Origin of the sequence: Vibrio sp. CUB2 (genome assembly GCF_001557945.1) — a bacterium.
Taxonomy (GTDB): domain Bacteria; phylum Pseudomonadota; class Gammaproteobacteria; order Enterobacterales; family Vibrionaceae; genus Vibrio; species Vibrio owensii.
The window spans coordinates 1-16,933 of the sequence record NZ_LNRB01000004.1 but is presented as its reverse complement, the minus strand read 5'-3'; the positions used below and the strand labels follow the sequence as shown (position 1 = coordinate 16,933).

Annotated in this window: 19 protein-coding genes; 6 read left to right on the top strand and 13 right to left on the bottom strand. The window is 45.8% G+C overall.

Translation table 11 applies throughout. The features are described 5' to 3' along the window. Positions 1-451: 451 nt before the first annotated feature. From ATB78_RS07170 to ATB78_RS07155, 4 genes are all read right to left on the bottom strand, one after another. Positions 452-1,825 carry a HAMP domain-containing sensor histidine kinase gene (locus ATB78_RS07170; protein ID WP_061008232.1) on the bottom strand — a complete coding sequence of 458 codons (1,374 nt, stop codon included), beginning with the start codon at positions 1,823-1,825 and terminating at the stop codon, positions 452-454. 116 nt (positions 1,826-1,941) lie between these two features. Then, positions 1,942-2,673 carry a response regulator transcription factor gene (locus tag ATB78_RS07165; protein ID WP_061008231.1) on the bottom strand — a complete coding sequence of 244 codons (732 nt, stop codon included), beginning with the start codon at positions 2,671-2,673 and terminating at the stop codon, positions 1,942-1,944. Between the two features lie 146 nt (positions 2,674-2,819). Then, the gene (locus ATB78_RS07160) at positions 2,820-3,515 is read right to left on the bottom strand and encodes a spondin domain-containing protein (protein ID WP_061008230.1); all 696 of its coding nucleotides are present in this window, start codon (positions 3,513-3,515) and stop codon (positions 2,820-2,822) included. A gap of 9 nt (positions 3,516-3,524) precedes the next feature. Then, positions 3,525-4,208 (bottom strand): spondin domain-containing protein, encoded by a 684-nt coding sequence (locus tag ATB78_RS07155; RefSeq protein WP_005384002.1) that lies wholly within the window; start codon positions 4,206-4,208, stop codon positions 3,525-3,527. A 288-nt stretch (positions 4,209-4,496) separates the two neighbouring features. On the opposite strand from ATB78_RS07155, the gene ATB78_RS07150 reads away from it, so the two are divergent. The 3 genes from ATB78_RS07150 (at position 4,497) to ATB78_RS07140 (ending at position 6,353) form a co-directional block, all read left to right on the top strand. Then, the gene (locus ATB78_RS07150; RefSeq protein ID WP_061008229.1) at positions 4,497-4,970 is read left to right on the top strand and encodes a hypothetical protein; all 474 of its coding nucleotides are present in this window, start codon (positions 4,497-4,499) and stop codon (positions 4,968-4,970) included. A gap of 77 nt (positions 4,971-5,047) precedes the next feature. Continuing rightward, positions 5,048-5,977: a LysR family transcriptional regulator gene (locus tag ATB78_RS07145; RefSeq protein ID WP_061008228.1), complete on the top strand. Its 930-nt coding sequence runs from the start codon at positions 5,048-5,050 to the stop codon at positions 5,975-5,977. After that, entirely contained in the window at positions 5,970-6,353 is a 384-nt protein-coding gene (locus tag ATB78_RS07140) for a VOC family protein (RefSeq protein ID WP_005375080.1), read from the top strand. Before ATB78_RS07145 ends, ATB78_RS07140 begins: the two co-directional genes overlap by 8 nt. 51 nt (positions 6,354-6,404) lie before the next feature. Here the strand turns inward: ATB78_RS07140 and ATB78_RS07135 are convergent, their stop codons facing one another. The 5 genes from ATB78_RS07135 to ATB78_RS07120 form a co-directional block, all read right to left on the bottom strand. Then, entirely contained in the window at positions 6,405-7,844 is a 1,440-nt protein-coding gene (locus ATB78_RS07135) for a PepSY domain-containing protein (protein WP_061008227.1), read from the bottom strand. A 150-nt stretch (positions 7,845-7,994) separates the two neighbouring features. Beyond that, on the bottom strand, positions 7,995-8,354 hold the full coding sequence (locus tag ATB78_RS28250; protein WP_081096574.1) for a hypothetical protein: 360 nt from the start codon (positions 8,352-8,354) through the stop codon (positions 7,995-7,997). A 173-nt stretch (positions 8,355-8,527) separates the two neighbouring features. Further along, positions 8,528-8,917 carry a cytochrome b562 gene (locus ATB78_RS07130; RefSeq protein ID WP_005436021.1) on the bottom strand — a complete coding sequence of 130 codons (390 nt, stop codon included), beginning with the start codon at positions 8,915-8,917 and terminating at the stop codon, positions 8,528-8,530. 100 nt (positions 8,918-9,017) lie between these two features. Then, complete coding sequence (locus tag ATB78_RS07125; protein WP_039987536.1) at positions 9,018-9,770, bottom strand: phosphatase; 753 nt, start codon at positions 9,768-9,770, stop codon at positions 9,018-9,020. 86 nt (positions 9,771-9,856) lie between these two features. Further along, the gene (locus tag ATB78_RS07120) at positions 9,857-10,297 is read right to left on the bottom strand and encodes an SRPBCC domain-containing protein (RefSeq protein WP_005436019.1); all 441 of its coding nucleotides are present in this window, start codon (positions 10,295-10,297) and stop codon (positions 9,857-9,859) included. Between the two features lie 255 nt (positions 10,298-10,552). On the opposite strand from ATB78_RS07120, the gene ATB78_RS07115 reads away from it, so the two are divergent. Continuing rightward, a complete protein-coding gene (locus ATB78_RS07115) occupies positions 10,553-10,738 on the top strand; it encodes a hypothetical protein (protein ID WP_033005232.1) in 186 nt (61 codons plus the stop codon). A 7-nt stretch (positions 10,739-10,745) separates the two neighbouring features. Next, positions 10,746-11,453, top strand: a complete 708-nt coding sequence (locus ATB78_RS07110) for an EAL domain-containing protein (RefSeq protein ID WP_061008226.1) — start codon at positions 10,746-10,748, stop codon at positions 11,451-11,453. An 8-nt stretch (positions 11,454-11,461) separates the two neighbouring features. Here the strand turns inward: ATB78_RS07110 and ATB78_RS07105 are convergent, their stop codons facing one another. From ATB78_RS07105 to ATB78_RS07090, 4 genes are read right to left on the bottom strand one after another with little or no spacing between them, the layout of a single operon-like run. After that, the gene (locus ATB78_RS07105; RefSeq protein WP_061008225.1) at positions 11,462-12,403 is read right to left on the bottom strand and encodes a hypothetical protein; all 942 of its coding nucleotides are present in this window, start codon (positions 12,401-12,403) and stop codon (positions 11,462-11,464) included. 18 nt (positions 12,404-12,421) lie between these two features. Next, positions 12,422-13,150, bottom strand: coding sequence for a fimbria/pilus periplasmic chaperone (locus ATB78_RS07100; RefSeq protein WP_061008224.1), 729 nt, complete (start codon positions 13,148-13,150; stop codon positions 12,422-12,424). After that, positions 13,116-14,468 carry a fimbrial usher protein StbD gene (stbD, locus tag ATB78_RS07095; RefSeq protein WP_061008223.1) on the bottom strand — a complete coding sequence of 451 codons (1,353 nt, stop codon included), beginning with the start codon at positions 14,466-14,468 and terminating at the stop codon, positions 13,116-13,118. The genes ATB78_RS07100 and stbD overlap by 35 nt, the downstream gene beginning before the upstream one ends. A 2-nt stretch (positions 14,469-14,470) precedes the next feature. Further along, positions 14,471-16,537: a fimbria/pilus outer membrane usher protein gene (locus ATB78_RS07090; protein ID WP_276278477.1), complete on the bottom strand. Its 2,067-nt coding sequence runs from the start codon at positions 16,535-16,537 to the stop codon at positions 14,471-14,473. A gap of 80 nt (positions 16,538-16,617) precedes the next feature. Between ATB78_RS07090 and ATB78_RS07085 the strand changes: the two genes are divergently transcribed. Next, positions 16,618-16,933 (top strand): transposase (locus ATB78_RS07085; RefSeq protein ID WP_179946996.1); only part of this gene is annotated, 316 nt, incomplete at its 3' end.

Below are 16,933 nucleotides of genomic sequence, written 5' to 3'. Positions count from 1 at the left end.
ATGATATAAGCAACAATTCCCACCCCAACAAATAAACAACTTAACGCATAATAAAATATTCACTAAAACACTTATTCCTAATATAAATAAGAAAATAATTTATAATCTTAATCATCGTTCAAGTAGAGACTTGTAATATTTGCGTCACAAATTAGACAACAAGGTTAATATTGCAATCTAGCACGTTAAATATGTTACAGAATACGTTTTATTCGTGATTATTATTTATTCTCAGATTAAATAACTGACGGAATGAATTATTCGATATGAAATTAATGATTAGCAAGTATGGCTGGTTGATCCTGTTTTTCAGCGGATACATTGAGTGTGGAGCTTAGGCGGCACTCTACGAGACAGACAAAAAACATCCGATAGATAGGCGCTTTCTTAAGGTGTGACAGAATTGGGACTAAGGATTTACGGTAATAACCTAAAGGCAGTGAGAAAACGCTCACACCGCTCTTAGAGTGAACTTCTGTTGATACTGAGAAGAGGTTGCGTTGGTCTCAAGATAGCTGTGGTGAAGCATTAAGATAGATTGAACAATCTTCGTCCCGATCCCCAAAGAGCCACCCTCCGCTTCTTCCTCAATGTGATTGACGAACGTAAAGTGGATACGCGACTTATCCTCACTCAAATGCGCTTGGCAATGCACTTCCGAGCCGATTGGGCTGTGGCGCAATGCATTTTCAAGCAGGTTCAATACCAACCGCTCCAATAGCCCCTTGTCACCCACGGTTTGGATTTCGCTATCGATATCCACTTTCAACACCACTTCTTTACGAGAAAACTGGCTCTGCATCGTTTCAGCACATTCTGCCATCAAAGCGCCCAGATCTACGGGGCGGTACTCGTAATTTGGCATTGGAGCTTCTTTGCGCGCGGCGTCTAATAGAGAATGCAATTGAGTTGAGAGCTTCTCACAATTTCGGAAAGCGACGTCGATCAAAGGATCGGATTCCGGATGTTGCAAACGCCACGTTTCCAAATAGCCAAGCACGCTCGATAACGGCGTTTTTAAATCATGGCTAAGCTGCAACAAGCTTTGACGACGATGAGACGATTGATACTCCAACTGTAAAAACTGCTGCTGAATGTGCTTCGCCATCATCTGATAAGAGTGCGCAATCGGCACGAGCTCCGGCACTTGGTGAGTAAAATCAGGTTGCAGGCGGAAATCATGTTCAGCTTGTTGTTGAAGTTGCTTGGTCACACGTTCAATCGGATTCAATAGGCTACGTTTGACCAGCACATATGCCCCAAGAGCAAAGCCTAAAATGGACACTAAGACCAGTCCTGCCAGCGCGATATAAGGAGTATCGACTTGAGCATTGGCAATGGCGTCATGTCGGGTACTGCCAATCACCACGTAGAGATAACCGACCGTAGAGCCTAATTCCTCTATCGCCGCGACAGAAAAGACTTTGTGCTCACCACGATTACGTGGGTCTTCACCCAAAATAGGAAAAGGCTGGTCATTTAAGAATTGCTTAATGGGATTGAGATCCACCGCTCCCATGATCTCCGCTCCTTCTGGTGCTGCATGGGTGGTGATATTGCCTTGGCTATCGAGGAAGTAGATTTCAAAGTCAGGGCCGATCAGCATGAGCGTGTGAAAGATCGACTTAAGTGCTTTAGGGTTGTAATCCGTCCCGATCATCAGCGGATTATCGTCACGCATATGGCTAGCTAGCTCTTTATGCAGGCTTTGCTTAGTGCGTAACTCGATGGTTTCTTTTTGCCAATTGTAAGTCAGTGCAATCACCACCGCCGCGAGGCAGAACCACAAGCTAGTAAATACTACCAAGCGAGATTTGAAGCTCATCCTATCGCCTCCTTAAACAGCGATGTTTTCGAAACAACCGTGATGATTGAAAAATGACAGTGAAAACAACTGCCGACTTACTGTCTTGGCTTGATGTTTTGACTTACTTTCTTGCATTAGTGTCTTGGCTGAAACTTATATCCAACACCCCACACGGTTTGAATGAAGTGATGATCAGAGTCAGACAACGACAGCTTGCTGCGTAAACGGTTAATGGTGCTACACACCGTATGGTGATAACCAGAATGACTGGTGTTCCAAACGTGATCGAGCAATTCATCTTTACTGTAGACTCTGCCCGGACGAGTCGCGAGAAACTGCAGCAAAGTAAACTCTGTCGCGGTAAGAGTGACATCTTTGTCGTTTAGGGATACTTGGTGCAACTCCGGAATAATTCTCAGCGGACCAAAATCCATCGCATCTTCGAGGACTTCATCTACTACTTTGGCTTCTGCGGTTTGGCTGACTCTGCGTAACACGTTTCGCACTCGTGCTTGGAATTCTAATACGCTAAATGGCTTAGTGATGTAGTCATCAACACCCGCTTCTAAACCGTCAACCTTGTCCATTTCACCGTCTCTGGCGGTCAGCATGAGCACAGGGCTCCAATCTTGTTGCTGACGCAAATAATGACAGATGTCTAGGCCATCACCATCTGGTAAACCTCGGTCAAGGATCAATAAATCAAAGGGTTGTTGCTGGTATTGCGCTTTAGCATCGGCGACATCTGTGGCTCGCGACACTTGGTGTCCTTGAAACTTGAGATGCATCTGAACCAGTTCTGCCAAATCATCGTCATCTTCCACCAACAAGATGTTCGCGACTAAATTGATTGCCTGTTGTTCCATGGTCCTTTCCTTGCCTTCGAGTATCCTCACTTTGCACATGACCGGAACAAATTAGAAATTCTTTCAAAAAAGGTTCCGATGACGCCATGAGGGATAAAGCGCTCGGCTACAAGCGCTTTGGAAAGGAGACGTCATCGGAGCCTGTGTTACTCGACTCTAGTGATGGTGACTTTCGCACCTGGGTTCAAGAAACGATGGTTCGCAGAAAGTGCTGAATTTGCTAATCCGTCATCTTGGCTGACAATACCCGCATGGAATGCAACAACGTCACTGCTGTCATTACGAGCGGCATTGAAGCCCTCACCACCACCTGCTGGGCCCGGAATGGTTGCAGCAAGTTCATCGTTCAATTCTGTGCCGGAATCCCAAACGTTCATGCTCATTTCGTAGCTTTCACCTACTGCGAGCGATTTGAGCGATAACCCCGTTTCGCCAACAAAAGCATCATTGGTATTTACAAACATAGACGCCACAGACAAATAACCGTAACGACTAGGGTCAACCGTGATGGTGACTTCGTCCGATGCGCCAGGCAACACCAATCCATTGCCCGAAATACCTTGGTAAACACTGTCATTGCTGTTCATCAACTCAATCAGCTCAGCGTTACTACCGCCTTCGGCAAGGTGCTCAAGTTCAACAGATGCCGCTTGTCCAATTTCAAACAGTTGGTAGTCACCATTGTGAGTGAGTACCGCGAGCGGAGACATAGGTTGATTCGCAGTCAAGTTCGCCACGTTGACGGTGTAGCGGTACGATTTCACTACGTCATTATCATCATCGCTTGGACAACCGGCGAGCAAGCCGACTGAAGCTGCTACTAGTAAGATTCTGTATTTCATACATCCCCCTTACTTCACAACGATTGTGATGGTTGCGACTGGGTTTAACCAACGATGGCTGCTGCTGTCTAGGTCACTGATGCCGCCAGTTGGGTCGCTATCACCAAGGTTACCCGGATGCACGTGAACTTTGTCGTTAGTTACCGTTGCTTCAACGCCTGTGCCGCCAGTACCAAAGGTAATGAAAGGTGGGTTTGGCATGCTAGACGCAAGTTCATCGTTCGCTTCTGTACCGGCATCGTAACTTCTTAGCGTTGCTCGGTATGTACCCGCTTCCGTTGGAATCTTCCAGCTATCTAGGCCGACAAAACCGTCATTGGTTGGCAACAACATCGCGCTCAGAGAAAGATAACCGTGGTCGCCACTGTCTAAGGTGAAGGTGGTTGCCACACCCGGATTCAAAATACCACCAGCAGGGTTCTCAACCACCGCACCACCAGCGTTACCAATCACACTAGCAAGACCAGAGATATCACCGCCTTCTGCCATTGCTTCTAGTTCTGGCGTTGCTGCTTGACCCGTTCTGAACATTTGAAGATCAGAGCCATGTGCAGCAACAATAAGAGGCGTAAAGTAGATGCCTTTGGTTGCGTTTGTCACGGTGATTTCCAATTCCGCCGCATTCACTGATGCAGAGCCTAGTGCCATAGCGACTGAAGTCATGACGAGTCCGAGTTGGGTACGTTTTTTCATTGTGATTCCATCCTTTAATGAGGGTTGAACTACCCAAGCCCATGTATACGGCTTTACTTCTTTGTTCGTGACTTGAGTAGGTTAAGCATTACGTTTCGAACGTTTTGCGTTCTTGCCTCTAAGAATGACGAGCAAATCTATCAGCAACTTCATCGAATTCTCATAAAATTCTCACAAGTTCTGTTCGAATTCTGTCAGCAGCACTTTTTTACTCTTAATCAGGTGTTTACACTTCGCGCTTTCCCCTTCTACAATGCGGTATTCCCTGTTTAAATCACGATTCTCACCATGATTGATAACGTTCTGTCTGCCTACTATGGCGAAATCTACGGCATCGCTTTTTTCAACCACTACTTGAGCCATTACGCCCAAAGTGAACAACAAACGCTGTGGCAAACCTTGATTGAAGTGGAAGAACTCACCGCAGAAAAGCTCAAACCTGTACTGCTGAAAAATGGCATGGATATAGAAAGTCGATACCAAGAGATGCTGGATAAAGGCTTGGAAGATGCAACCAAATGGATTGATTTACCATGGCAAGAGTTGGTGGCGACTCTTCTGAAATGGGTAGAACCTTATGAGGTCAAGTATCGAGAGTGGCATGAAGAAGTGAAAGCTTCACAGCAGTATTCAATCGCTGAGCGAGAAGCTATCGAGTTGATTGCAGACCACGAAACGGCCATTTATCACTGTTGGCAGCAATACCATACTGGTGAATCTGGCTTGCCTGAACTCAATGCATTTTTGGCAAAATATCGTTAAAGCGAGACAGTGACACTTGAACCTCGTGAAACCGTACCAGACAATATCGTTATTCCGCTGCGCAGAACTGAACAATTATGGTTAATCCAAAACTCATTGCCCTACTTCCTGATCTTGCTTCGTTTATCTTAGTGGTAAACGAAGGCAGTTTTACCGCAGCAGCCAAACAACTCGGCGTGACGCCATCGGCTTTAAGTAAGTTGATCACACGATTAGAGCAAGCGCTTTCGGTCAAATTGTTTGAGCGCACGACTCGTAAGTTGATCATCACTCAAGCAGGACAAAAGGTTTACGACCAAAGCATCGCAATGGTGAATGCCGCGCAGCAAGCCGTTGAGCTATCTGCGGAAGATCATGCCGAGCCAACAGGTGCACTCACAGTAGCAGCCCCTGAAGCATTTCTTAATTCGGTGCTTCAACCGTTTGTGTTGCCATTCCTAGAACGTTATCCAAATATTCAGCTTAAGCTGCGTGCAGCAGATGGTGAGATCGATCTGTTCCGCCAAGGCATTGATGTCGCATTTAAGCTCACCGACAAACCCGATGAAAATCTGGTACTCAAAGAGATCAGCAAGACCAACCTTGTTTTGTGCGCCTCTCCAGATTACCTAGCCAAACATGGTATGCCTGAGCATCCCACTGAACTTGAGCAGCACGACTGTATTTACCTTGCCGAGAACGACAAAGACAACATCTGGTCGTTCTTTAAAGAGGAAGCCTTTCATTCGATTGCAGTAAGTGGACGCTACGCCGTCAACCATTCTCAAATGCGCTTGAATGGGGTTAAGTCTGGCTTGGGAATTGGAATCTTCCATGACTTCGTGATCAAAGACGCGTTAGAGCAAGGTGAAGTGGTGGAGGTTCTGCCGGATTGGATGATCAAGAGTAACTACCATGGCGCTATCGCGATGCAGTATGCGCAAACCAAATACATGCCTGCTCGTCTGCGCGTGTTTATCGACTTCGTTAAGGAGCATTTAGTCTCCGAGGACACTAACCATGTTTAATGCCATTCACCACGTCGCGATCATTTGCAGCGACTACCCAAGATCAAAACGCTTTTACACTGAAGTATTGGGATTAAAAGTCATTGCTGAAAACTATCGTGAAGCCAGAGACTCCTACAAGCTTGACCTCGCTTTACCTGACGGCAGCCAAGTGGAGTTGTTTAGCTTTCCGGGCGCACCAGAGAGACCGAGCTTTCCTGAAGCACAAGGGCTACGACATCTCGCGTTTTTGGTTGATAATGTTGAGCAAATAAAAGCCTACCTAGAATCGAATGACGTTGAAGTTGAGCCAATTCGTATTGACGAATTCACAGGCAAAGCCTTTACCTTCTTCCAAGACCCAGATGGCTTGCCACTGGAGATTTACCAGAAATAAAAAGAGCCAGCACGTCGCTGGCTCTTTAACTATTCCATTCTTTGTCTGTTACTAATTCAACGCCGTTTTCAGCTTCTCGACGCGGTTAAACAACAACCAATCCAATGCGAGAACCGTAACAATCGCCAAACCGCCCATCGGGAACGCCAGACACAATACTACCAACGTTACTAAACCAAGCTTCCAAATACCGTCTTGCTGAAACTTAGGTGGCGCGCCCAATGCAGCACTGCGACTTGGCCTACGAATCCACCACATCACCACAGCTGTGATTGAGATTAAGATGAACGCCAAACAGAACACCACGTTGAGTACTTTGTTAAGCACACTGACATCACCTTGGTGTAGTGACACACCTGCCGCCATGAGCTTGGCAAATAGGCTGTAATCTTGCCACGTTACATCTACCAACAAGCGACCGGAATATTGGTCAAAGTGGCTGGTGCGATCTTGTCTTGGGTCGGAAATATCGCCGCCCATAGAGTTAGCTGCAACGGTGTAAACGCCCGTCTCAGAGCGTGGCAAAAACAGCTTATAGCCAGTGAAGCCCATCATTTCAGCCTTGAGGATGATATCATCAATGGAGAGCGCATCATGGTTGCCTGCGTATGCCATCTCTTCCTTCATATTGGCATGATCATGAGCGGGTTTGTCTTTCGACTCTGGCACAGCAGCAAGCTCTAAGTTCCATGGCATCTCTTCTGAAGCACCATGGTTAAGATCTTTGTGTGCCAGTGTCGACTCTGGTTTCTCACCCCATGTGTAATAGGTTGGGAAGGTATTCCAAGCTTGCACCATTTTCGCGCCCCATATCCCAGCCCAAGACAGACCTGAAATCAAAAAGAACAACAGAACAATTGATAGCACACCGCCTAAATTCGCATGCAGATCTCGCATCAAAATACGAGTTCCACTGCCAAAACGAATTTTCAAAAAGCCAGCACGGCTGGCGTTGTCTCTCGGTAGCCAAAGGTACAAACCAGACACCAACAGCAAAATCCCCAGACTTGCGGCGATTTCAATTAAACGGTCGCCTAGGTCGCCGATGAGCAATGTGCCGTGAATGCTGTTCATCAGTTCATAAATGCTATCACCACGATTAATGGTGCCTTGTACGTCTCCTGTGTAAGGATTTACTGCAACAATCAGCGAGCTGCCTTCTTGGTTTTGAATCGAGAATCGGTTGGCAATATCGGCCGTTTTAGCAGGTACAAATTGAGTGACATTAAAATCGGGATACGCCTGCTTTACGGTTTCTAATTGTGCAGAGACAGGAACCATTTGCTCTTGTGGTGAAACTTGCAATGTCGCTTCGTATCGAGCCAGTTCGATTTCATCATCAAACAACATCACCAACCCAGTGAGGGAAAGCATGAGCATAAATGGAATGACGAACAAACCTGCGTAGAAGTGCCATCGCCACGTCATAAAGTAGATGGATTTTGCGCGTGAGGCTTCCTTGAGTTGAGGCTTTGCCGAGTTTCTCAACATGTGTATTTTCCTTTTTTCATTGTTGAACACCCAAATTCAGCCAAACGCAACTGCACATACACATTCGTATGCAGCGCTAATTGACTTAGATTTGGGAGTACCACTGCTCGAAGTGGCAGTGTTATGTGACTTTACTTGTTATGGTTTTTGTTATGAGAAAAGGGAAACTGGCGGCGCTCGAGGAACTGGTGTTTCAAATCGCACACTTAGAGCCAAATAAGCGTAGCTGTCAGAAAGCACCAAGCTCAGTCTTGAGAGTATTGGTGTCGTTGGAAGTGTATCGTGATGAAAAGTCGAGAAGTGGCTAAAAGGACAAGGCTTACCTTTGTGGCTGACAGAATTGTCGCCCTCTTCTATTTGAACCAACTCAAAACCGTCAAGCGTACATAACGTCGCCCACACGCCCATGCTGTTACCATGAGCATTGATAACAGGCATCAGCGTCACTAGCACCCAACTGAGAGCACTAGCAAATAACATCGAGCGGTAAAAAGGAATTAATCTACGCATAACGGTGACTTAACAAATTTCACACAGCGTAACCAATTCTGAGTGGTAGCTCAAAAACAGGATCAATAAGTGGTTGCTACCTCACAGGTTTTCTTGAATACCTCGATTGACAGGCACAAAAAAGCCCGCCGAAGTGGCAGGCTAATGGTCATTTCTTCAAGTTGGATAAACGGTTAGCTAAACAGTTTGCTCCAGATACTTGGGTTGCGTTTGTCGTGGTACTCTTCACGAAGGCTATCGATTTCACGCAGTTGGTCTTTCGCTTCTTCTAGCTTGCCCGCATCAAGATCCGCTTCAATCTTATCTAGCGTTACCGTCAGCTTGTTAAAGCCTTCTAGGTAGATATCGAACTTCTCTGGTGGGTAATTACCACGCTTAGATTGTTCAACGATCGCTTGCAAGCTATCAATCGCAGATTTCATAGTTTCAACATCAGACGCTTCTGCCGCCTGTTTGAATTCCATCTTCATCTGCTTCATGTTTTGTTTTAAGTCGACGGCTTCTGCCATTGCGTACGTTGAGCCTAACGCAATTACACACCCCAATACTAAAGGACGTAACATCTTCACTTCTCCATTGAATGCCGAATTCTGAGTCGGCTTTTTAATGCGAGCAGTGTAAAGCAATCCCTTAACACTTGCATAACCAAAAATGTAATCAAGTTTATGCGTTGCGAATCTCGTCATACTCTGCAATTGGCATACGGCCACGCAGCTCTAAGAAGGCTAAGAATTGTTGTGCTGAGTGAGTAATAACCTTGCTGCTGTCGATACCGACTCTATCCATTAACTCACCCACCAAGCTCAGGTTACCTACATCGTGGCAGAAGTGCGCATCACTGCCTGTAGTGAAGAAGACACCGAGCTCTTTACCGATTTGTGCAATTTCATGGCAACGGTCTACGCTGCCGACACGGCTGTTGCCTTTCAATGTGGTGTTATTGATTTCAATCGCGACATTGTGCTCTTTAGCGCACTTCAATACAGCTTCAAAATCGAAGTCAAAGTTGGGGTTACCCAAATGGCCTAGCGCATCAACACGACCGTTTTTGATGATGTTCAACAGCGCTTCAGTGTGCGTAGCACTATCCGCTGGACGGAACACTGGCTCATGAAAGCTAGCAATCACCCAATCCAAGTTGCGATCAACGCTATCTGGAATATCGATCTCACCCTTGGTGTTCATGATGTTAGATTCAACACCGCGAATAATCGCAACGCCTTCAAGAAAGCGAGGCAGAATTTTCTGGTTAGAGAAAAACCAGTAATGAGGCGCACCCGGCATTGATTCAGCGTGGTCGGTCGTGCAGAACATATCCAGCCCGTTCTCTTTTGCCGATTTCGCGTTTTCAATCAACGTACTATAAGCGTGGCCGCTGGCGTACGTATGCGTGTGGGTATCAACCTTAAATTCCATCATCAACTCTCTTGGTGCGCAAATTGGCGGCTATTGTATACCCACAAGCAACCTGTCGTCAGCCCAAATTGACCCGCAATCTAACCTTACTCTTCGCTGATGAGCTTGATCAACGGCAGTGCCTTTTCCCAACCATGATTGAACATCGACACAAAATCACTGTGAGTATGAATGGTGATACTCAGCAACAAGCGATCTTCTATCGTCTCGATCTGATAGATCTCCCGCGATCCGATCCACTTAGATGCCAAATCCCCATCCAACTGCTGCCGATTATCCGGGTTAAAAATGGCAACATGATGAAACTCGAGTTTTTGCAGCGGCAGCACCGTATCGATGATCGCCCTTGTCCCGCCCATATCTGGATCAAAGAAAGTAATGTCACTTCCCTCTTCCCATGCACCATCAAATTGAGACTGAGGTGAAAAGGCTTGCGCCCATCGCTTGTATAGTTCGACATCGGTCAACACGCTCCATACGCGTTGAGGCGTCGCGGCAATCTCGACGTGATAGTTTAAAGTCAGCATATTTTCTCTCCCTGCTCCTTTCTTGACGCTAGTTCATTCTGATTAAAAATCAAACAATTCAATGGCAACCAAAGGAGAATTGCGAAGCCCGACATCAATGGTGCAACCTGATAGGGAAATATGAGCACTTAGAAAGGCTTAGCAGTTTAGGACATTTTTATATAGAAGTGCCATCTCAATGCTCGGTGGTTTTTATTACATTTACCTCGTCGATAACAACCCGCGACACAGTAATACACTAGCAATGGAATGAGCATGAATAGCGTAGAACACAGCGAGTTTAATTACATAAAACAACGCATTAATGAAATGAGGCCAGAACAGCTCCACGAAATCAAAGGCGTCATTGAATTTAAAAGGAAATCGCTACTCGATGAGAAACCACTTATCTCCGATGAAGAGATGGAGTTCATCACCATCATGTTCAAGAAAATGGAATAACGGACAAATGTGCTTTTTGATTGAAGATTACTTAAATAAAAACAGCAAGACCAACCTTTCTGATATCAATTACAAGCTACAAGAGATCGTCGATGAAAACGGAACAAACCTTGGCTACGAAGTTTTGATCGACCCTATCAATCTTTCAAAGAAACTTGCTAACGACGTCTATAAAAGAGAAATAAAATATCCACATCTAAGCCGTGCGTTAGTCACTCGATTAGAGCGATACATTAATCGCCATGTGAGTGACTTCGCCGGCAAACACCTCTTTATCAACCTAGAGAGAAGCAATCTATGCGATAAGTATCTACTGTGCGATCTAGTAATGCTTAAGAACGCGTTAGAAGCACTTAACGCCTATTTAGTCATTGAAATCACTGAACGAAATGTCTGTAAAGACTGTTCTAGCGTTCGCAAAGGCTTTGAATTTCTCCGCGACCACAAAGTGCTGTTGGCCGTGGATGATTATGACCTCAACGCTGATTTTAGAGAGCAAGAGTTACTTTCTGGATTCTATCAATTCGTGAAAGTCGAACACTCAGCCGAAGACAACTACTACAACAAAGTTATTGAACTGAGTAAGAGGACCCGCACAAAGCTGATCATTGAACGGGTCGAGTCTCACCTAGAGCGAAGCGATATCACTCTACATCAGGTGCCTTTTTGGGGCTTACAAGGGTTCTTATATAATACGCGAGCGGTCAGTCTTTAAGGAGAGAGCTAGCAAAACTGTCTCAAATTACAGAAGCTGCAATCTTTGCTGGTATCTTGCAGACACTGAAGTTTCTTTTTGACCTTAGGGATCAAAATTGGGTTTGCAATGGAACGAACGATATCCACCTTAACAAGGTATAAGCCGACTTTTTGGCTTCTGTCCTTCGGTGGGTAGTATTTCACTTCTTCTGCGTTAAACACTTTTTTCGCTAGTTCTAGGATTGGATACCCAGAAACAAACATGTATACGTAGTCTTTTGTCTTATAAAGATCGAGTAAGTAATAGCAAATAGCCTGCACCACTAATTCAAAGAAGTGAGTCGAGTTCATGGAGTATCCCAGCTTCACTAAGCAACTGCGCTTTAGCTCACTTTCAGGAATAGAAATAAAGCTTGGTAGGTTATTCAACTTCTCCAAATTGAGGATGCCCGCCCAGTGACCAACGATGTCATCTCTCTTATTTTTCAACAAAATACATTGATATTTGATGTCCGTCTTCATCGCATAAAGTTCACTGATGAAGCCCTCTAGAGCGGACACATTGCTGTAAAAATCTTGGAATGTATCCACATGCTCATAGTAAGTCTGACAACGCACTTCACTTCGAACGCATTCTGTCACCTTGTAGTACGAGAGCGCGGTTAACGAGAAGTCGAATGCTTTTACCAAGTTAGCCACGACCGATGCATAACGCACTGGAAATTTATGCAGGCTTTCATCGATATTAAGGAAGATATCTATCAAGCTCACTTCCAACGAACGTGCTATGTAGAACTGTTTATACAAAGGCGGCACCACTTTCCCGTTCAACCAACGACTCAAAGTGATCGTGTCCAAACCTTTAAATTCTTCGTAATAATTTTGCTGTAAAATCGCGATCAGTTCTTTTCTAGAGATTGATTTTTCCTCTAGCCAAGAAGCGAGCTCCCTCTCAAATTTGTAATTCATAAATCCACCACTTAAATGCTAATTAACCAAGGTACTTTTATAGTTTGTTGTATTGCCGTCATCTCCTAGGATGTCGAACTGTACTTGTTGTGTTTTTAGTTGTTGAGCCAGCGTTAGATTAATGCTGGAGAAAGGTTCAACAGTGATTCTTTCAAACTTCTCCTCTCCTACTTTGATAGCGAGAAAGTTCGCATACCAAGGCAGTTCATTGACGACCTTAATGCTCTCCCCTGTTTGTATGAAGCGAATCTTCCCAAAGGCTTGTTTGTTTGGTTTATCAATCCCTTCGGGACGAACAAAAACTTTTAATCTCAGCCTCAATGGCAAAACGATCTTTTGGCTGTTTGCATTGGCGTCATCTGTCACTTCGTTTACTTGAAAGATGTTTAACCACAGCAAATTTTCACGGTCATCGAACTGCAAATCTTCTCGATTAAGTAACAAACGCGCTCCCCTTACTTCCTCTGGCGCCATCTTGAAAATAGGCGGAACAACGAACAAAGGCGTCTCCACTTCAGAAGGGGAAACGGTGAGATCCCCGGTATCTGTCCAAATCTGCAATAGCACATTTTCTTTGCCAGTGTTTGCCAGCATAAAGCCGGCTTCGGTGTCTCCTTCATTCATTACAATTCGGGTTCTATCGATGTCGACGGCAGCATTCGCAGTCGATATCCAAAGATTGAGAACCATGAAAAAGAACAAGCATATAAAGCTATTGAAAAGTAACGATAATTTGAGCTTGTGCATAAACTGTCCCTGGAGTGGCGGTTTCGCCACTTATTTTTTCTAGTGAGGCCGTGAAGTGACCTCGATATGTTTCTAAAGACGTGCCTGTCGATTCCAGTTGTGTGACTTCTTTAAAGCCATACCACCCACCAGAATTCCCCGTTCCGGTAGTCGGGCTTGGCAAAAAGTTCATCGCGGTGCCCGAGTCGTCATATATCTTGATGCCAACACCTTCCGCCACGCCCGCATTGCCGTAGTCATTGCTTAGCAAGTACGTCAAACCTCCGCCTGTTGTTTTAAGTCCCAACAACTCGGCTTGGCTAACGGCGTTGGCTGAATTAGCTAGCAATCCAATTGCTATTGGCCTAGTCGCGGTCAAGCTGCTGCTGGTGTTGGATGTGGTTCCCGATTCCGCATCAAGTTCACACGATAGACCGATAGTAAAATTGGCTTGTGAAGGTATGCCGCCATTTAAGGACGCCGCCGTTGTTTTAGGTATGGTCACCACAGGAGTGTAATCTGAAACTTGGCAAAATGCGCCTCGGATGAAGGTCACTTGATTTGCCCACCCCCATGCGCCAGGCCAATCGCCATACCAGCCGCTGTAGCAACCTCCACCGTGGTCACAGCCAACGCTCAGCCCTGCACTTCGGCCGCCGCCTTTAAACGCAATGTAACCTTGAACACGTTGTGCGGTTGGTCGGTATCGACCGTAATTCAAACCGTAGTTTTTGTACGGCTCTTCCGTCACTTTCAAAACCTCAACACTGACATCACTGAACAATCCGGCATGCACATAGATGTAATTGCTGTCTTGAAACATGTCGTCTGGGTTGAGCTTTCTCGATTTCCAGTAGCGTGAGTAGTATTCACCCGTCGCTAAATTGGTCAGACGAAATGCGGCATAGCGGTAATCTGAGTAGTACGCTCCTGGAATATCGGGGACGTCATGCTGGCCCGCATAGCCATCGTCACCATTTACCGAGTAGTACTCCCACAAGTCATCCTTATCCGCTAAGTCACAGCGAAACAACACTTGCTTATCTCCATAAGGCGTGCGGTTTGCAGCGCCTAAGAATGACGTTGTTGCTGATGCGAGTACGCTGCCATAAGGCTGAAAATTGCTGCCGCTATTGATGTTGATGACACTTGGCAAGCCATACTGGCCAAAGTATCCGTCAGCGGCACCAACAAAGTTATTACTCACGTAATAGCCTGCGCTTTGCGCTTCCGCAGACAAGTAGTTCTGATTGGTTGTGTTCAGCTTGGTACAAGTTGCAAAAACTGATGCACTTACAAACCAAACGGATAGGCCAATCATCCTGATTGAATTGTTCATGTTTACCTCATCATGCAGGTTTGTTCTGTAAGAAGAAGGACCTTGTCAGACTTAGGTGGCGTGTAACGAATGTGACACTCTTTGCCCATTCCCCAACGCAAAATCACTTCCTTATTCGTTTCTTTCAATCGGGCATAGACTTGTCCCGCTTGGCCTACCATGCCAATCTTGATGCCTTGTTGGTCGAACGCGTCTGCCCCCATTGGAGGAATGCCACCTTCATCCAGAGTCGTGTTAATCAGCACCGCTTTTCCTTTTAAGGTTTCGAACTTGACCTTCACGACGGCACCGGAATATGGAACCACTTTGCGACTGCCCGTTTTAATCTCTGCGCCGTTATCCAACCCAGTGCTTTGCAATGACACATCGGTGTAACGGTAAGGCATTAAAGAAGGCAGTAATGCATAGCCAGAATCATCTATTCTTGCGCCTTGCCCGTTCATGACTTTGGCACCTTTCGCTCCTTTGGCTTCAACCAGAGCAAATGAATCATTGGTATAAGGACCAAGAGTCACGCCTCCACCATGCACCAAGACCGTGCCAGAAATACCAGCAGACAGGCGATGGTAGTCTTCACCACTCGCAGACGCTAAAGAAACGCCGCCATAAGGAGTTCTTGTGTATAAGCTGCCACCATAGGTATTACTGTCGCCTTCTCGACCGGCATAAACCGAATAGGAAACTGGCGCATCTTCACCCAATGTACCCGACACATTAGCCGTCGAAGATTCGTTCGACTTGCTGTGCGTATGGTTGAATCCAAATGTTGACCAACGGTCATAAAAATCAAATGGAATGGATACACCCAGCGCCACTGTACTTTCGTAGTCACCGCTATCCTGTGTGCCGTAGTAATACTGACGACCGACACTGACGTTGTACGAAATGCTGTTCCAGTGATTGTTGTAGCTCGCTTGATAATCCACACTCTCATCACCGTCGTAGTAATCCACCAAAGAGCCACTTAAGTTGATGGTGCCATACTCGTTCAGCGACTGGCTCACCGACATCGTCAGTCTGTTTCGTTGGTTTAGTGACTGAGATTGATAGTCGTAATCGTCATCACTGGTGTTTTGGCGTTGCTTTCTTAGTCCGAGAACATCTTCAAGTTCCTTATAGTTTTCAGAAGAGTATCGGTATGCCAACAAGGAGAAGTTTGTTCCCGTATCGAATGAGCGACCGTAGTTCATCTCTACTTGCCAACCTCTTTGATACTCTTCTTCCTCATAGACTCGCGCGAAAGAGAATGTACTGTTCACACCAAAGGCACCTATCGGCGTCGCAACCACACCACCAGCTAAGTAAGCTTGATAGTCTTTCCCCATGCGAAGACCGTAGTTGAGCGTTAAACGGTTATTCACACCTTGCTGAATAGAGCCTTCTGCAAACCAGTTGCTAACGTCTTCATAACCACGAACATCCCCTATTACTGTGTTGTAAAGCACTTGCCCTGGTCTAACCGACAGTGGTACCGACGAGTAAGGAACGTTAAATGAACTCACGCTGCCGTCTGCTTCATGAATGAATACCTCTAGCTCACCGTCGCTCTTGGTATCGTTCAAATCGCTGATCACAAAGGGACCAGGGGGCACATCGGCTTCTTTAATCACTTTGCCTTGCTGCTTAATAACCACATGGGCATAAGTCGCCGCGACACCTCGAACCTCAGGGGCGTAACCAAGCTGACTCTGCGGCAGCATGCGCTTGTCTGTCGACAGTTGAATACCACTGAATGACAAGCTACCAAACATCGACCCATTGGTGTAAGACTCACCTAATAGCAACGAACTATTTATCGATGCAATTGGACGTTGAACATAGGTGTTTAACGTGGTGTATTTCGTTTCATCCTCGAGATAACGGAAGTAACCATCATGGCGAAATTGCCATAAGCCTAGGTTCATCCCGACTTTCAAATTACTGTAGAGATAATCGCTGTCTTCCAAGCGGTCATACTCGTTGTGGTAGTAATTCGTATTGTGCTTGATGAACAAAGCCGTCATACCCTCATCCCACTTCTCTGAGTCGATGTAACCACGTGGCTTGTTGACCATAGCGGCTTGGGGAATAGGCTTTGTTGCTTAAATCGATGGAACTAAATCTAGAAGCTACGATCTGATCGGCTACCCCCATCAATCGTCGTAGCCTCATGCCTAAACCTCGTTACAAAACAACTAACTGGAAGCAGTACAACAAAGCCTTAATCAACCGTGGTTCTCTGACCTTTTGGATTGATGAGGAAACGATAGCTGAGTGGAAACAAAACAAACAAGGCAAGCGTGGTAGACCTCGCCGATTCAGCGACTTAGCCATTACTACCGCACTGATGGTGAAACGCATTTTCTCTATGCCATTGAGAGCGCTACAAGGTTTTCTAGACTCTGTATTTAAGCTGGCTAACATCCCGCTTGTTTGCCCGCACTACACCTGTATAAGCCGCCGAGCTAAGGAAGTTGAGGTTTCAT

Coding starts and splice junctions, on each gene's coding strand:
- ATB78_RS28250 (WP_081096574.1), bottom strand. CDS start 8,354: ATGCGTAGATTAATTCCTTTTTACCGCTCGATGTTATTTGCTAGTGCT.
- ATB78_RS07100 (WP_061008224.1), bottom strand. CDS start 13,150: ATGCACAAGCTCAAATTATCGTTACTTTTCAATAGCTTTATATGCTTG.
- ATB78_RS07105 (WP_061008225.1), bottom strand. CDS start 12,403: ATGAATTACAAATTTGAGAGGGAGCTCGCTTCTTGGCTAGAGGAAAAA.
- ATB78_RS07125 (WP_039987536.1), bottom strand. CDS start 9,770: ATGGAATTTAAGGTTGATACCCACACGCATACGTACGCCAGCGGCCAC.
- stbD (WP_061008223.1), bottom strand. CDS start 14,468: ATGAACAATTCAATCAGGATGATTGGCCTATCCGTTTGGTTTGTAAGT.
- ATB78_RS07115 (WP_033005232.1), top strand. CDS start 10,553: ATGAATAGCGTAGAACACAGCGAGTTTAATTACATAAAACAACGCATT.
- ATB78_RS07155 (WP_005384002.1), bottom strand. CDS start 4,208: ATGAAAAAACGTACCCAACTCGGACTCGTCATGACTTCAGTCGCTATG.
- ATB78_RS07130 (WP_005436021.1), bottom strand. CDS start 8,917: ATGTTACGTCCTTTAGTATTGGGGTGTGTAATTGCGTTAGGCTCAACG.
- ATB78_RS07145 (WP_061008228.1), top strand. CDS start 5,048: ATGGTTAATCCAAAACTCATTGCCCTACTTCCTGATCTTGCTTCGTTT.
- ATB78_RS07170 (WP_061008232.1), bottom strand. CDS start 1,825: ATGAGCTTCAAATCTCGCTTGGTAGTATTTACTAGCTTGTGGTTCTGC.
- ATB78_RS07110 (WP_061008226.1), top strand. CDS start 10,746: ATGTGCTTTTTGATTGAAGATTACTTAAATAAAAACAGCAAGACCAAC.
- ATB78_RS07120 (WP_005436019.1), bottom strand. CDS start 10,297: ATGCTGACTTTAAACTATCACGTCGAGATTGCCGCGACGCCTCAACGC.
- ATB78_RS07135 (WP_061008227.1), bottom strand. CDS start 7,844: ATGTTGAGAAACTCGGCAAAGCCTCAACTCAAGGAAGCCTCACGCGCA.
- ATB78_RS07160 (WP_061008230.1), bottom strand. CDS start 3,515: ATGAAATACAGAATCTTACTAGTAGCAGCTTCAGTCGGCTTGCTCGCC.
- ATB78_RS07165 (WP_061008231.1), bottom strand. CDS start 2,673: ATGGAACAACAGGCAATCAATTTAGTCGCGAACATCTTGTTGGTGGAA.
- ATB78_RS07150 (WP_061008229.1), top strand. CDS start 4,497: ATGATTGATAACGTTCTGTCTGCCTACTATGGCGAAATCTACGGCATC.
- ATB78_RS07140 (WP_005375080.1), top strand. CDS start 5,970: ATGTTTAATGCCATTCACCACGTCGCGATCATTTGCAGCGACTACCCA.